Consider the following 15109-nt stretch of genomic DNA (forward strand, 5'->3'; position numbering starts at 1 on the left):
TCCCGATCGGCCCACCTGTCCCAATAATCTGTAAACTCCCCCTCTTTCGCCGCTTTCATATCCACGCGGCCATTACCTTTTTTTATTGCGGAGTCAGCCTTGCGTCTGTTTCACACCTCCGACTGGCACCTTGGGCAGAACCTGCACGGCCAGGAGCGCGATTTTGAACACAGCTGTTTTCTCGAATGGCTGCTGCGCCAATTGAAGCTGGCGCAGCCGGACGTGCTGCTGATCGCCGGCGACATCTTCGACACGGTGAACCCGCCGGTCAAAGCCCAGGAACGCCTCTACGATTTCATCGTGAGCGCCCACGAGCAGCAGCCGTTGCTGACCATCGTGATGATTGCCGGCAACCACGATTCCGGCTCGCGGATCGAGTTGCCCGCGCCGTTGATGCGGCGTTTGCGTACCCATGCGTTGGGCCGGGTGTTGTGGCTGGACGACGGCCAGCTCGATTCGGAACGCCTGTTGTTGCCGCTGCCGAATGCGTCCGGCGAGATCGCCGCGTGGTGTCTGGCGCTGCCGTTCCTGCGCCCGGCCGAAGTGACCGGCGCACAGCTGGGCGACAACTATTTGCGCGGCATTGGGCAGGTGCATGAATGGTTGATCGAAGCGGCCAACGCCAGGCGCCAGCCAGGCCAGGCGCTGATCGCCATCAGCCACGCGCACATGGCCGGCGGCTCGGTGTCGGAAGACTCCGAACGCAGCCTGATCATTGGCAACGCCGAAGCCTTGCCCGCCAGCCTGTTCGGGCCGGGCATCAGCTATGTCGCCCTCGGCCATTTGCACAAGCCGCAGAAGGTCAATGGCGAAGAACGGATTCGCTACAGCGGCTCGCCGATTCCGTTGTCGTTTTCGGAAATCAGTTATCAGCACCAGATTCTCGACGTCGTGCTCGACGGAGAAACCCTGGTCAGCGTCGAGCCGATACTGATCCCCCGTTCCGTCAATCTGCAACGCCTCGGCCCTGCGCCGCTGGCGGAAATCCTGCTGCAACTGGCGGACCTGCCGAACATTGACCTGCTGGCCGAAACCCAGCGCCAGCCGTGGCTGGAAGTGCGCGTGACCCTCGACGAGCCGCAACCGGATCTGCGCCATCAAGTCGAAAGCGCCTTGCAAGGCAAGGCTGTACGACTGGTGCGAATCGCCGCCGAATACGCCGGCAACCGTGGCGCTGACAACGCCGAGGACGGCAGCGCGCTGATCGAGCTGGATCATCTCACCCCGCAGGAATTGTTCAGCCGCGCCTGGCTCGACAATTACGGCAACGAGGTCGATGAGCAAACCCTCAAGGACTTCGCCGAACTGCTGCAAGACGTACAAATGGAGGGCGAGCAGCCATGAAGATTCTCGCCATTCGTTTGAAGAACCTTGCTTCGCTGGCCGGCCCGTTCGAGATCGACTTCACCGCTGAACCGCTGGCCAGCGCCGGCCTGTTCGCCATCACCGGCCCCACCGGCGCCGGCAAAAGTACCCTGCTCGATGCCTTGTGCCTGGCGTTGTTCGGCGCAGTACCGCGTCTGAACAACACCGGACGTGACGCCAAGGTGCCGGACGCCGACGGCGAAATCGCCACCGGCGATCCGCGCACCCTGCTGCGGCGTGGTACGGGCGAAGGGTTTGCCGAGGTGGATTTCGTCGGCGTCGATGGCCGCCGTTATCGCGCGCGCTGGGAAGCCAACCGCGCCCGGGAAAAGGCCGGCGGCAAGTTGCAGGCCAGCCGCCAGAGCCTGCGCGACATCGATCAGGATCAACTGCTCGCCAGCCAGAAAGGCGAGTACAAGGTTCAACTCGAAGCCGCGCTGGGCCTGAACTTCGAACAGTTCACCCGCGCCGTGCTGCTGGCCCAGAGTGAGTTCAGTGCGTTCCTCAAGGCCGATGACAACGACCGCAGCGAACTGCTGGAAAAACTCACCGACACCGCGCTGTACACCCGCCTCGGCCGGCGCGCGTTCGACAAGACCAAAGAAGCCCGCGAAGCCCACAAGCAGTTGCAGGATCAAGCGACCGGCGTGACCCCGCTGCCGCCCGAGGCCCGCGCCGAACTCGACGAACGCTTCAATGCTGCCCAGCAGCAATTGAAGTTGCAGCAGGCCCAGCTCAAACAGCTTGAGCAGCAGCACACCTGGCTCAAGGATCTGCACCTGTTGCAGGACGCGCAGCAGGCAGCCGCCGAGCAACTGCAGAGCGCCGAACATGAGCGCGAAACGCTGGCCGGCGAACGCTTGCGACTGACGCGCCTTGAACAGCTCGCCCCGCAACGGCACCAGTTCGCCCGCAAGGCTGAAATCGACGCACGGCTGACGCCACTGGCGGCGCAAATCAGCGCGCACACCCAACAACAAGATGAGCTGACTGAACGTCAGGCTCAACTTGAACAAGACATGAGTGCTGTACAAATCGCCCTGACCGAAGCGCAGAAGCAACAGAGCGAAAGTGCGCCGCTGTTGCGCCAGGCCTTCGATGAGCAAAGCACCCTCGCCCGTCTGGCCAAGGATGTTGCTTCCGGCACCGAGGCAAAGCAGGCCGCCGAACAGGCCAGCACTGAGGGCCAAAGCGCAATCCAGACCCTGCTCGATCAGCAAAAGCAGGTTGCCGAGCGCCTGCAACGCATCGCCGCCGATCTGGAGCAAAGTGCTCATCTGGCACCGTTGAGCGAAGCCTGGAATGCCTACCGCGACCGCTTGCAGCAACTGATGCTGATCGGCAACCGGTTGAACAAGGGCGAAAGCGAACTGGCGAGTCTCGAACAGAACGCCACCCGCGCCACCGAAGAACTGGCCACGCAAAAGCAACAACTGGAAGTGCTGTTCAAGGAGGCCGGCGCCGAGCCGGACGCGGTCGCCGAGCAGATCGGCATTCTCGGCACTCTGCTGCAGGACAACCGCAAACAACTGCGCGCCTTCGAAGATCTGACGCGCCTGTGGGCCAGTCAGCAGGAACTGGACAAACGCAGTGCCGAGCTGCAACAGCGCCAGCTCGATGCGCAAGAGGAGCGCGAGCGCCTGACCCAGGACGGGGTGAAAACCAAGTCCGAACTCACCGTCGCCGAACAGACCCTCAACGTCACCCGCGAACTGCTCGAACGTCAGCGTCTGGCCCGCAGCGCCAGTGTCGAAGAACTGCGTGCACAGTTGCAGGACGACCAGCCGTGTCCGGTCTGCGGCAGCAACGATCATCCGTATCACCAACCGGAAGCCCTGCTGCAAAGCCTCGGTCGTCACGATGAAAGCGAACAGGCCAACGCGCAGCAAGCGGTCGATCAACTGAAGGAAAAACTCACCGAACTGCGTACCAGCGTCGGTGGCGTGATTGCTCAACAGAAAGAGTTGCTGCAACAACAGGAACAACTGGCGGTACAACAGCAAGCGCTGACGCCGAGCATCGAGTCTCATCCGCTGGCAACCCAGTTGCTGAATCAGGACAGCGACAAGCGCGCGGCCTGGCTGACGCGCCAGAACGATCAACTGAACCAGAGCATCACCCAGGACGAACAGCGCCAGACCGCCCTACTCACTCTGCAACAGGACTCAGCACGCCTGACTCAGCAATTGCGTCACGCCGAAACCGCGCACCAGCAAGCGGCGCAGCACCTGAGCAATCAACAGCGCGAGCTGAGCGCTGACCGGCAGCGTCTGGACGAAGAACTCGCAGCCTTCGCCACGCTGTTGCCTTCCGAAACTCACGAAGCCCTGCGCGCCGAACCGGCCGCGACCTTCATGCAGCTTGACCGGCAGATTGCCGAGCGTCTGGCGCAAGTCGATCAGCAGAAGGAAGAGCTGGCTGAACAGCAACAACGCCAGCAGACGCTCGAGAAGGAACAGGATCGTCAGCAGAGCCGTGTCCAGCAGCTGCAAACCGCTGAGCAACAGCTCAACGCGCTGACCGCTCAGCAACAGGCCAGCCAGGAGAAACTGGCGCAATTGCTGGGCGATCACAATTGTGCTGAGCACTGGCAGCAGCAGCTTGAACTCGCGGTGGAACTGGCACGCAACGCCGAATCCACCACGACTCAAGCACTGCAAGGCGTGCGCACGCAACTCGTGCAAATCGCCGCCGAGCTCAAAGCGCAGCAAGAGCGTTTGCAGGCACTGGAAACCGAAGACCGCGATCTGGCGGGCAAGATTGCCGACTGGCGCGCTCGCCATCCGGAACTGGATGACGGCGGCCTCGAAGATCTGTTGCGGGTCGATGACGCGCAGGTCGGTGAGCTGCGCGAGCGTTTGCAGCGCAACGAAAAGGCCCTGGAACACGCCAAAGTGCTGTTGCAGGAACGCGATCGCCAGTTGCTCGAACATCAGGCGCAGCACAACGGCCACCTCGAAGCCGAACAACTCACTGTCGCCCTCGCCGACGTACAGAACCAGTACGGCGTCAGTGAACAGCTCTGCGCCGAACTGCGCGCCGAGCAAGTCGAAGATCAGCGCCGGCAGAACGCCAACTCCGCGCTGGCGCAGCAGATCGCCGATGCCTATGCCGAATATCAGCGCTGGGCGCGGCTCAATGCCTTGATCGGTTCGGCCACCGGCGACACCTTCCGCAAGATCGCCCAGGCTTACAACCTCGACTTGCTGGTGCATCACGCCAACGCGCAACTGCGGCAACTGGTCAAACGCTATCGCCTCAAACGTGGCGGCAGCATGCTGGGTCTGCTGGTGATGGACACCGAAATGGGCGACGAACTGCGCTCGGTGCATTCGCTGTCCGGCGGTGAAACCTTCCTGGTGTCGCTGGCTCTTGCATTGGGTCTGGCGTCGATGGCATCGAGCACGCTGAAGATTGAATCGCTGTTCATCGACGAAGGCTTTGGCAGCCTCGATCCGGAATCCCTGCAACTGGCCATGGACGCCCTCGACGGTTTGCAGGCTCAAGGCCGCAAGGTCGCGGTGATTTCTCACGTGCAGGAAATGCACGAGCGGATTCCGGTGCAGATTCAGGTGCAGCGCCAGGGCAATGGTTTGAGCACACTGGAGGTGAAATGAACACGTTGTATTCGTTCCGCCGCTGCCCGTACGCGATGCGGGCGCGGATGGCGCTGCGCTATTCGGGCGTGCCGGTGGAGATCGTCGAAGTCAGCCTCAAGGCCAAACCGGCGGAGATGCTGGCGATCTCGCCCAAGGGCACGGTGCCGGTGCTGGATGCCGGTGGTCAGGTGATCGATGAGAGCCTGGAAATCATGCGCTGGGCGCTGGCGCAGAATGATCCGGATAACTGGTTGCTGGGTGACGATTCAAGGATTGCCGAGTTGATCGAAGCCAACGATCAAGTGTTCAAGGTGCATTTGAATCGCTACAAGTACGCCGAGCGTTATCCGGAACAACCGATGGAGGTTTATCGCGCCGAAGGTGCGTTGTTCCTGCAGAGGCTGGATGAGTTGCTCGAAGACCACGACTACTTGTTGACCGATCATCCTTGCCTGGCCGATATCGCGCTGCTGCCCTTCGTCCGCCAGTTCGCCCATGTTGATCGTGACTGGTTTGCGACAACACCTTATGAAAGATTGCAGGCGTGGTTACAACGCTTTCTTGAGTCGGATCTGTTCACCGCCATCATGAAAAAGTAAGCGCCTTACGCCAGCACCTGGCACATGCCGATGGCCGAGCAATCCACTTGGAACGGTCCGAAAAAACTCGCTTCGTTTTTCACCGGTGGATTGCCGGCCAGCAGCCCCAGCGCATTGGCCCGTTCGATGTTGTGGGCGATGGTGTGGTTGGCCTCTATGGCCCGGGCCAGCCCGCCGACCGAGCCCTGGCCGAATCCCAACAGGGACGCGCCATTGGTCATGATCGCCAGACCGGCGATGATCCAGAATCTGTAGCCTTTCATGCTCCGACGGCTCCCGCGAGTTCAACGGAATCCACCGCTGCGTTTTGCGAGCGAAGTTCGAACTGGACGCCGGGATGCGCGACCTGGATCGGCGCATCGAAGCTGTGTTGCGACTGGGACGCGAGGCTGACGAACAGCACCATGACCAGGTACAGACCGATGGCCAGATAGGCGCCGCGTTTGGCGGAAGTGATGATTGAACTGGCCATGATGTGTGCTCCGTGGACAATGTTTCGACGCCCACAGAATCAATCAAAAAAGCCGTGGCAACCACTCAGCGTTTGCCATAGTAACCATCAGCTTCGTTGATTATTTAGCCGGTCTATCTCGCCGTTTGAAAAAGTCTATCGCCTGACAATACACACGCAAAAAACTGCCCAAGGCTGCGATCTTTTGATTTTGCTTTTGATAAACAAGATCAAAGGATCGCAGCCTTGGGCAGTTCCAGGGCGTGACGGAAATTTCAGTGTTGGGCTTTGTGATCCAGTGCGGCATAGAAGTTGGCGCTCTGTTGCAGGTATTTCTGGGTGTAGCTCTGGGTGTGGGATTTTTTGTCGCTGATTTCAACGTTGGCGCTGGCTGGCAGAGCAACGGTGGCAGAGATGGCAGAAGCGGCGATAACGGAGAAGAGATTGAAATTCATGGCGGTAACCCTCGAGTTCGGTTGGCTTGCTTGCCCGGTTGGGCCGTGAAGCAAACTTAACGCTCGAGGGTTGCTGCGTTGAAATGCTTTGCACCATTACCTGTTATCAGCAGGATTAATACAAAGCGTCAGGCCCCGTAGACCGGGGCCTGCGGCTTATTGACGCACGAGAAACTTGAGGTCGCTCGGGGCGTCCATCGGCAGTTTTTGCACGGTTTTGCCGAGCAGACCGGTCTTGCCGTCGCGTTCGACCACGACAATCTGGTTGCTCTTCTGGTTGGCGATCAGCAGGAATTTGCCGCTCGGATCGAGGCTGAACTCACGCGGGTGATCGCCTTCCACCGAACGTCGCTGCAGTTCCTTGAGCTGGCCGCTGGCCGGGTCGATGGCGAACACCAGCAGCTGATTGGCAGTGCCACGGTTGCTGACGTAGAGGAATTTGCCGTCGGAGGACGCGTGCAGCGCCGCAGCGGCTTTGTCCGACGTCGGCTGGCCCGCCGCCAGATCAACCATTTGCGTCTGGGTCAGCACGCCGTCCTTGTAATCGAACACGGCAACCTGGGCGCTCATCTCCATGGTCAGCCAGGCATGTTTGCCGTCAGCGCTGAACAGCAGATGACGCGGCCCGCTGCCCGGAGGCAGTTGCACCGAAGCGGTTTTCGCCGGAGTCAGCGGCAGGTCCGGATTGGCTTTCGGGTCGAACTGGTAGACGAAGACTTTGTCTGCACCCAGGTCGTTGGAGAACACATAACGGCCATCCGGCGAGGAAATCGTCGAGTGCACGTGGTTCGAGGCCTGACGCTCGGGATTGACCCGGCTAGCCGGGTGCGCGCTCATCTGCACCACCGGTTTGAGCTTGCCGTCGCTGCCCACCGGCAACACCGCGAGGGTGCCGCCCGGATCTTCAACCACCGAGTAGTTGCTGACGAACAGATGGCTTGCATCGCCGCTGAGGCTCGAATGGGTAGGCTCGTTGCCCAGGCTCTGCACCTGATTGATCAGGGTCAGGGCGTGGGTCTTGGGATCGATCGAATAACTGCTGACGCGACCGACCGGGTCTTTCTGGCCCGGGCCGTTTTCGTTGACCACGAACACCCGGTGCTGATCCTTGGACAGGGTCAGCCACGACGGGTTTTCGCTCTTGATCACCTGCAGCGGTTTGGCGTCGATCTGGCCGGTGGCGCTGTCGAAGTTCATCCGGTAGAGGCCCTGGCTGGTGCCGGCGGTGTAGGAGCCGACCAGCAACTGGAAGCTTTCGGCCGAGGCACTGGACAAGCCCATCGCACCGACGCTGCCGGCCATCAGCAACGGCCAGAATTTACGCATGTTCATTCGGTTTCATCCTCGTCGTCGGCGCTGCTGAGTACATCACCGAGGCAGACCAGACGGTGTTCGCCGACGGTTTTGGTGTCGCTGGCAAAACCGATGATCAACCAGCTCTGCAGGTCCTGGTCGAACGTCGCCGCTTCAACCTGGGCCGGTGTGAACTCCCAATGCTTGGCCGTCCGGCCATCGATGCACTCGATATGCAGGTTATCGTCTTCATCGAGGGCGAATTCGAAGGCGTGCAGGCCGTCGATTACGACCATACCGCAGTGTTCGAGGGCGTTGAGAAGGGTGTCTGGTACGGCAGTCATGTCGATCATGTCTTTCAGGGGGAAAGTGGCAATGATAGCTCAAAGCCTCGCTCTTGATCGTTCCCACGCTCTGCGTGGGGATGCAGCCCGGGACGCTCCGCGTCCCTTCCAAAGCTGGAACGCGGAGCGTCCCTTGAGGCGTTCCCACGCGGAGCGTAGGAACGATCAACAAAGCGCAGCGTGGGAACGATCATGTGGTTAGAGGGCCTCGCGGGAAGGCTTGCCGTCGACCAGCCGCTGAATCCGCAGCGGGTTGGCGTTTTTCAACGGTTCCGGCAGCAGGCTGTCGGGGTAGTTCTGGAAGCATACCGGGCGCAGGAAGCGATCGATGGCCAGGGTGCCGACCGACGTACCACGGGCATCGGAGGTCGCGGGATAAGGGCCGCCGTGGACCATCGAATCACACACCTCAACGCCGGTCGGATAACCGTTGAGCAGGATCCGCCCGACCTTCTGCTCCAGCAACGGCGTCAGTTCCGGGAACTGCACGAAGTCTGCCGGCTCGCCGATGAGGGTCGCCGTGAGCTGACCATGCAGCCCCAGCAGCGCCGCACTCAGTTGCGCCTGATCAGCTACCTCGACGATCACCGTGGTCGGGCCGAACACTTCCTCCTGAAGCACTTCATCCCCATTGATCAACAAACCGACATCGGCCTTGAACAGTTGTGGTTGTGCCTGATTGCCTTGCTGCGGGTTGCCGGCCAGATGCTCGATGCCGGTATGCGCCAAGATTTTTTGCAGACCTTTGCCATAGCTGCCAAGGGTCCCGGCATTGAGCATGGTTTGCGCCGGTTGATCGCCGATCAGCGCAGCGACTTGCTCAACAAACGCCGTGAACTGCGGCGAACGAATGCCGATCACCAGGCCCGGGTTGGTACAGAACTGACCACAGCCCTGCACCACCGACGCGGTCAGATCACGGGCGACGGTTTCCGAACGCACGGCCAGGGCCTGGGGCAATACGATCACCGGATTGATGCTCGACATCTCGGCGAACACCGGGATCGGTTGCGGACGCGCGGCAGCCATGTCGCACAGTGCCCGTCCGCCCTTCAACGAACCGGTGAAACCGACGGCTTGAATGGCGGGATGCTTGACCAGCCACTCGCCGACGCCACCGCCGTAGATCATGTTGAACACACCGGCCGGCATCGCGGTTTTCTCTGCTGCACGAATCACCGCGTCGGCCACGAATTCGGCCGTGGCCATATGGCCGCTGTGGGCCTTGAACACCACCGGGCAACCGGCGGCCAGCGCCGACGTGGTGTCGCCGCCAGCGGTGGAAAATGCCAGTGGAAAGTTGCTCGCGCCGAACACCGCCACCGGGCCGAGGCCGATGCGGTACTGACGCAGATCGGGACGCGGTAGCGGTTGACGATCCGGCAGCGGCAGGTCGATTCGCGCGCCGTAGAAATCACCGCGCCGCAGGACTTTGGCAAATAGCCGCATCTGGCCGCTGGTGCGGCCACGCTCACCCTGAATCCGCCCGGCAGGCAGAGCGGTCTCGCGGCAGACCACCGCGACAAAATCATCGCCCAGCGCATCCAGCTCATTGGCGATTGCATCGAGGAACTGCGCGCGTCGTTCGGCGCTCAAGCTGCGATAGGCCGGGTAAGCAGAAGCGGCAGCTTTGGCGGCGGCGTCCACTTCCTCCTGCGTCGCCTGAGTGAAATTGTGAGGGAGCGCCTCGCCCGTCGTGGCGTCGATGCTCTGCAGTTTGACGCTGCCCGCCGCGCTGCGACGCCCGCCGATGTAGTTGTGACCGAGAATCTGAGTCATGGGATCTCCTTAAAGGGTGCCGATGCTGTCCGGTTGGAAAACCGCTTCAACCGAGGCGATGCCGTTGACCAGCGGCGCACCGAATTCGGCCTGGCTGATCTCGAACACGTCGCCCGGCTGAGTGCGGATGCCATCGGCGAATGACAGGGTCGCGGTGCCGAAGAAATGAATGTGCACGTCGCCCGGACGCAAGAATTGGCTGTACTTGAAGTGGTGATATTCGAGGTTCGCCAGGCTATGGCACATGTTGGCCTCGCCACTGAGGAACTCGTTCTGCCACAGCACTTCACCGTCGCGCAGGATGCGGCTGGTGCCGGCCAGATGTTGCGGCAATTCACCGACGCGCAGCTCCGGGCCGTAGCTGCAACTGCGCAGTTTCGAGTGAGCCAGGTACAGGTAGTTCTTGCGCTCCATGACGTGATCGGAGAACTCGTTGCCCACCGCGAACCCAAGGCGATACGGCTTGCCGTCGTGGCCGATAACGTAGAGGCCAGCCATCTCCGGTTCTTCGCCGGCGTCTTCGGCAAACGGCGGCAACGGAAACGGCTGACCGGGACGCACAACAATGCTGCCGTCGCCCTTGTAGAACCATTCCGGTTGCACCCCGGCCTGCCCCGCCGCCGGTTTGCCGCCCTCCACACCCCACTTGAAGATGCGCATGGTGTCGGTCATTGCCGCTTCGTCGCCGGCCTGCTGGTGCATCTTGTCCCGGGCCGAGGCGCTGCCGAGGTGCGTGAGGCCGGTGCCGCTGACCAGCAGGTGCGCCGGGTCCGGGTGGTCCAATGGCGGCAGGATGCGCAGGTCTTTGAGCAACTGCGCGTAATCGTGGCTGATACCGAGGCCGAGGGATTGCACTTGCTGCGCCAATGTACTGCCGGCTTCAATCGCGGCCAGGGCGAGATCACGGACCGTGCGCGCATCCTGCACTTCGCGCACCAGACTGCCCTCGACCACCCCGACACGGCGCTCGCCGTTACTTAATTCGAATTGAACCAGATGCATGATGTTCTCCTGTTGAAACAAATCAGGTGCGCGTCGCACCGCGTGCACTCGCCGCAAATTGCTCGACCGGCAGCACATGCTTGCGCTCCAGCAAGCGATAAACGACGCCCGTCAGAATCAGCCCGAACACCATCACCCCGGACAGGAAGTACAGGCCCGAAGCGAGGTTGCCGGTGTATTCCTTCAACGCGCCGATCACGAACGGTCCGATGTAACCGCCGAGGTTGCCCACCGAGTTGATCAAGGCAATGCCCGCCGCCGCACTGGCGCCGGCAAAGAATCGCCCCGGCAGCGTCCAGAACACCGCCGTGCAGGAAAACAGCGCGAACGCCACCAGACACAACGCCGCCAGTTGCGCCACCGGCAACGACAGCCAGGCGCTGAGGAACAGGCCGAGGGCGCCCAGCACATAAAGCACCGCCAGATGCCCGTAGCGATCATTCATGCGGTCGGAACTGCGCGGCACGATCAGCAGCCCGACGATGCCGAAAATGTACGGCACCGATGACACGAAACCGGTCACCAGATCGCTGCCGCCGAACTGTTTGATCAGGGTCGGCAGCCACAGACCAAGTCCATAGATGCTCAGGGTCACCGGCAGGTAGAACAGCGCCAGCAACAACACACGTTTGTCCTTGAGCGCATGCAATGGATTGCCGTGGCGGGTCTGGCCGTACTCCTGCAGATCCTTTTTCAGCTCACCGGTCAGCCAGTCTTTCTCGGCCTGGTCCATCCATGTCACTTGCTGCGGACCGTCCGGCAGCCAGCGCAATACCGGCCAGGTCAGCAGGATCGCCGGGGTGCCGATGACGATGAACAGCCACTGCCAGCCATGCAGACCGAGGATGCCGTCCATGCCCAGCAGGCCGCCGGATACGGGGCCGGTGATCATCATCGCGATGGGTTGGGAAAGGATGAACAGCCCGAGGATCTTGCCGCGATGGCGCACCGGGAACCATTGGGTGATGTAGTACAGAACGCCGGGAAAGAACCCCGCCTCCGCCGCGCCGAGCAAAAAGCGCATCACGTAGAAACTGTGCGGGCCCTGGACGAAGGCCATGCCGATGGTGATCGCGCCCCAGGTGATCATGATCCGCGCGAACCAGCGCCGTGCACCGAAGCGTTCGAGCATCAGGTTGCTGGGGATTTCCAGCAGAAAGTAGCCAATGAAAAACAGTCCGGCACCGAGGCCGTAGGCGGCGTCGCCGATGCCGATGTCGGCGCCCATGTGCAGCTTGGCGAAGCCGACGGCGGAGCGATCCACATAGGCGATCAGGTACAGCAGGATCAGGAAGGGAATCAGTTTCAGCGTTATGCGCCGGACAAGCCGCAGTTCCTGGCTCATGGGATCGGTCTCCGATTGTTGTTTTTATGGAACCTCGGGGGACGCCTCTCACGGAAAACCGCCAGGGCCATCCCTCCGTCGAAAACGACTATATAGTAATACTAATTACCCAACAACACTTCCAAACCGTCGATTTTGCGCTTATGTTTAGCTGAATCTCGCAAACAATAGTCTTACAATAAGAGAATCGATCATGTCTGATAAGCAACCCACCCTGCGCTCCGCCCAATGGTTTGGCACGGCCGACAAGAACGGCTTCATGTACCGCAGCTGGATGAAGAATCAGGGCATCGCCGACCATCAGTTCCATGGCAAGCCGATCATCGGCATCTGCAACACCTGGTCGGAGCTGACACCGTGCAACGCGCACTTCCGCCAAATCGCGGAGCACGTCAAACGCGGTGTGATCGAGGCCGGCGGCTTTCCGGTGGAATTCCCGGTGTTCTCCAACGGCGAATCAAACCTGCGCCCGACCGCCATGCTCACCCGCAACCTGGCGAGCATGGACGTCGAGGAAGCGATTCGCGGCAACCCGATTGACGGCGTGGTGTTGCTGACCGGTTGCGACAAGACCACGCCGGCGTTGTTAATGGGTGCGGCCAGTTGCGACGTACCGGCTATCGTTGTCACCGGCGGGCCGATGCTCAATGGCAAGCACAAGGGCAAGGACATCGGCTCTGGCACCGTGGTCTGGCAGCTCAGCGAACAGGTCAAGGCCGGCACCATCACCATCGACGACTTCCTGGCCGCCGAGGGCGGCATGTCCCGCTCGGCTGGTACCTGCAACACCATGGGTACCGCCTCGACCATGGCCTGCATGGCCGAAGCACTGGGCACTTCCCTGCCGCACAACGCGGCGATTCCGGCGGTGGATGCGCGGCGTTACGTGCTGGCGCATATGTCCGGCATGCGTGCGGTGGAGATGGTGCGTGAAGACTTGAAGCTGTCGAAGATCCTCACCAAGGAGGCCTTCGAAAACGCGATCCGGGTCAACGCAGCGATTGGCGGTTCGACCAACGCGGTGATCCACCTCAAAGCCATCGCCGGGCGCATCGGTGTCGAGCTGGATCTGGACGACTGGACGCGTATCGGTCGCGGCATGCCGACCATTGTCGACCTGCAACCGTCCGGGCGCTTCCTGATGGAAGAGTTCTATTACGCGGGCGGCTTGCCGGCTGTACTGCGCCGTCTTGGCGAGGCCAATCTGATTCCGAATCCGGACGCACTGACCGTCAATGGCAAATCCATAGGGGAGAACACCAAGGAGGCACCGATCTACGGCGAAGACCAAGTGATCCGAACCCTCGACAATCCGATTCGCGCCGACGGCGGGATCTGCGTGTTGCGCGGTAACCTGGCGCCGCTGGGCGCAGTGCTCAAACCGTCCGCCGCCACGCCGGAACTGATGCAACACCGTGGCCGCGCCGTGGTGTTCGAGAACTTCGACATGTACAAGGCGCGCATCAACGATCCGGAACTGGACGTCGATGCGAACTCGATTCTGGTGATGAAAAACTGCGGGCCGAAGGGTTATCCGGGCATGGCCGAAGTCGGCAACATGGGCTTGCCGGCCAAGCTGCTGGCCCAGGGCGTGACTGACATGGTGCGCATCTCCGATGCACGCATGAGCGGCACGGCGTACGGCACCGTGGTCTTGCACGTCGCCCCGGAAGCGGCGGCCGGCGGGCCTTTGGCGGTGGTGAAGGAAGGCGACTGGATCGAGCTGGACTGCGCCAGCGGGCGTCTGCACCTGGACATTCCGGACGCCGAACTGGCGGCGCGCATGGCGGATCTGCAACCGCCGCAGCAGTTGTTAGTGGGGGGTTATCGTCAGTTGTATATCGACCATGTGCTGCAGGCGGATCAGGGGTGTGATTTTGACTTCCTCGTCGGTTGCCGAGGGGCTGAAGTGCCGCGCCACTCCCATTAACACCGCCGTTCCCTGTGGGAGCGAGCTTGCTCGCGATTACGATTTATCATCCAACATCCAGGTTGGCTGACACTCCGCTATCGCGAGCAAGCTCGCTCCCACATTTGCTTTGTGTATCTGCCTCAAGATTGTGTGGTGCCTGCTATGATGCGCGGCATCTCCATCGCTCAGGATCGTGCCGTTCCCCATGGATTACCGCAAACCTTCCGACCGTAAAAGCATGCACTCGCGCATCGTCCAGGAACTGGGCATGCAGATCGTCTCCGGCCGTTTTCTGCCTGACGACAAACTGCCCGCCGAAGCCTTGCTCTGCGAGGAATACGCGGTCAGTCGGCCGGTGTTGCGCGAAGCCACGCGGGTGTTGGTGGCCAAGGGGCTGGTGTACTCGAAGCCCCGGGTTGGCACCGTGGTAAAACCGCGCCGTGAATGGCACATGCTCGACCCGGACGTGCTGCACTGGCTGATGCAAAGCAGCCCGCAGAACGAGTTCTTCAACGTGCTGACCAGCGTGCGCAGCATCATCGAACCGGCCGCCGCCGCCCTCGCCGCCCAGCACGCCACGGATGCCGACATCGCCGCCATCGGCGAAGCCTACCAACGCATGGAAGCCGCGCCGACCCCGGAAGCCTTGCTGCAACCGGATCTGGACTTCCACAGCCGCATCGCCGACGCAACCCACAATGATTTGCTGGCGAACCTGTGCAACATGTTGTCGGTGGCGATTGCCGAGGCGTTGAAGCATTCCAACCAGCGGCCGAATCTGCATGAACTGGCGTTGCCACGGCACAAGGCAATATTGACCGCGATCGAGAACCGGGATGCGTTGGGGGCTCGGCATGCGACGTTGGTGCAGTTGGATGATGCGCGGAGTGCGTTGAGTGTTGTGCTCGGCACCGAACTGTCCTGAAGCCATAAAAAAGCCGCAACCCTTGGGTTGCGGCTTTTTC

13 protein-coding genes are annotated in these 15109 nt (G+C 61.4%); 5 read left to right on the forward strand and 8 right to left on the reverse strand.

Annotated elements, in window-relative coordinates:
* Positions 1-99: 99 nt before the first annotated feature.
* From AC07NR_RS08915 to AC07NR_RS08925, 3 genes are read left to right on the forward strand one after another with little or no spacing between them, the layout of a single operon-like run.
* Positions 100-1344: an exonuclease SbcCD subunit D C-terminal domain-containing protein gene (locus AC07NR_RS08915; RefSeq protein ID WP_248740696.1), complete on the forward strand. Its 1245-nt coding sequence runs from the start codon at positions 100-102 to the stop codon at positions 1342-1344.
* Positions 1341-4982 (forward strand): SbcC/MukB-like Walker B domain-containing protein, encoded by a 3642-nt coding sequence (locus tag AC07NR_RS08920; RefSeq protein WP_495078373.1) that lies wholly within the window; start codon positions 1341-1343, stop codon positions 4980-4982. The genes AC07NR_RS08915 and AC07NR_RS08920 overlap by 4 nt, the downstream gene beginning before the upstream one ends.
* Positions 4979-5563 carry a glutathione S-transferase gene (locus tag AC07NR_RS08925; protein ID WP_495078374.1) on the forward strand — a complete coding sequence of 195 codons (585 nt, stop codon included), beginning with the start codon at positions 4979-4981 and terminating at the stop codon, positions 5561-5563. Before AC07NR_RS08920 ends, AC07NR_RS08925 begins: the two co-directional genes overlap by 4 nt.
* A 5-nt stretch (positions 5564-5568) precedes the next feature.
* Here the strand turns inward: AC07NR_RS08925 and AC07NR_RS08930 are convergent, their stop codons facing one another.
* The 8 genes from AC07NR_RS08930 to AC07NR_RS08965 form a co-directional block, all read right to left on the reverse strand.
* Positions 5569-5826: a hypothetical protein gene (locus AC07NR_RS08930; RefSeq protein WP_495078375.1), complete on the reverse strand. Its 258-nt coding sequence runs from the start codon at positions 5824-5826 to the stop codon at positions 5569-5571.
* Complete coding sequence (locus AC07NR_RS08935; protein WP_248740700.1) at positions 5823-6035, reverse strand: hypothetical protein; 213 nt, start codon at positions 6033-6035, stop codon at positions 5823-5825. The genes AC07NR_RS08930 and AC07NR_RS08935 overlap by 4 nt, the downstream gene beginning before the upstream one ends.
* A gap of 254 nt (positions 6036-6289) precedes the next feature.
* Positions 6290-6469, reverse strand: coding sequence for a hypothetical protein (locus tag AC07NR_RS08940; protein ID WP_007941320.1), 180 nt, complete (start codon positions 6467-6469; stop codon positions 6290-6292).
* Between the two features lie 156 nt (positions 6470-6625).
* On the reverse strand, positions 6626-7801 hold the full coding sequence (locus AC07NR_RS08945; RefSeq protein WP_248740701.1) for a lactonase family protein: 1176 nt from the start codon (positions 7799-7801) through the stop codon (positions 6626-6628).
* On the reverse strand, positions 7798-8106 hold the full coding sequence (locus AC07NR_RS08950) for a DUF5629 family protein (protein WP_495078376.1): 309 nt from the start codon (positions 8104-8106) through the stop codon (positions 7798-7800). The genes AC07NR_RS08945 and AC07NR_RS08950 overlap by 4 nt, the downstream gene beginning before the upstream one ends.
* A gap of 198 nt (positions 8107-8304) precedes the next feature.
* On the reverse strand, positions 8305-9885 hold the full coding sequence (locus tag AC07NR_RS08955; RefSeq protein WP_495078377.1) for an aldehyde dehydrogenase (NADP(+)): 1581 nt from the start codon (positions 9883-9885) through the stop codon (positions 8305-8307).
* A gap of 9 nt (positions 9886-9894) precedes the next feature.
* Positions 9895-10887, reverse strand: coding sequence for an AraD1 family protein (gene araD1, locus AC07NR_RS08960; RefSeq protein WP_495078378.1), 993 nt, complete (start codon positions 10885-10887; stop codon positions 9895-9897).
* Between the two features lie 22 nt (positions 10888-10909).
* Positions 10910-12232 (reverse strand): MFS transporter, encoded by a 1323-nt coding sequence (locus tag AC07NR_RS08965; RefSeq protein ID WP_495078379.1) that lies wholly within the window; start codon positions 12230-12232, stop codon positions 10910-10912.
* A gap of 193 nt (positions 12233-12425) precedes the next feature.
* Between AC07NR_RS08965 and AC07NR_RS08970 the strand changes: the two genes are divergently transcribed.
* Positions 12426-14162, forward strand: a complete 1737-nt coding sequence (locus tag AC07NR_RS08970) for an IlvD/Edd family dehydratase (RefSeq protein ID WP_495078380.1) — start codon at positions 12426-12428, stop codon at positions 14160-14162.
* A gap of 187 nt (positions 14163-14349) precedes the next feature.
* On the forward strand, positions 14350-15069 hold the full coding sequence (locus AC07NR_RS08975) for a FadR/GntR family transcriptional regulator (protein WP_085711331.1): 720 nt from the start codon (positions 14350-14352) through the stop codon (positions 15067-15069).
* Positions 15070-15109 lie beyond the last annotated feature (40 nt).

The organism is Pseudomonas sp. GW821-FHT09C09 (genome assembly GCF_059418105.1).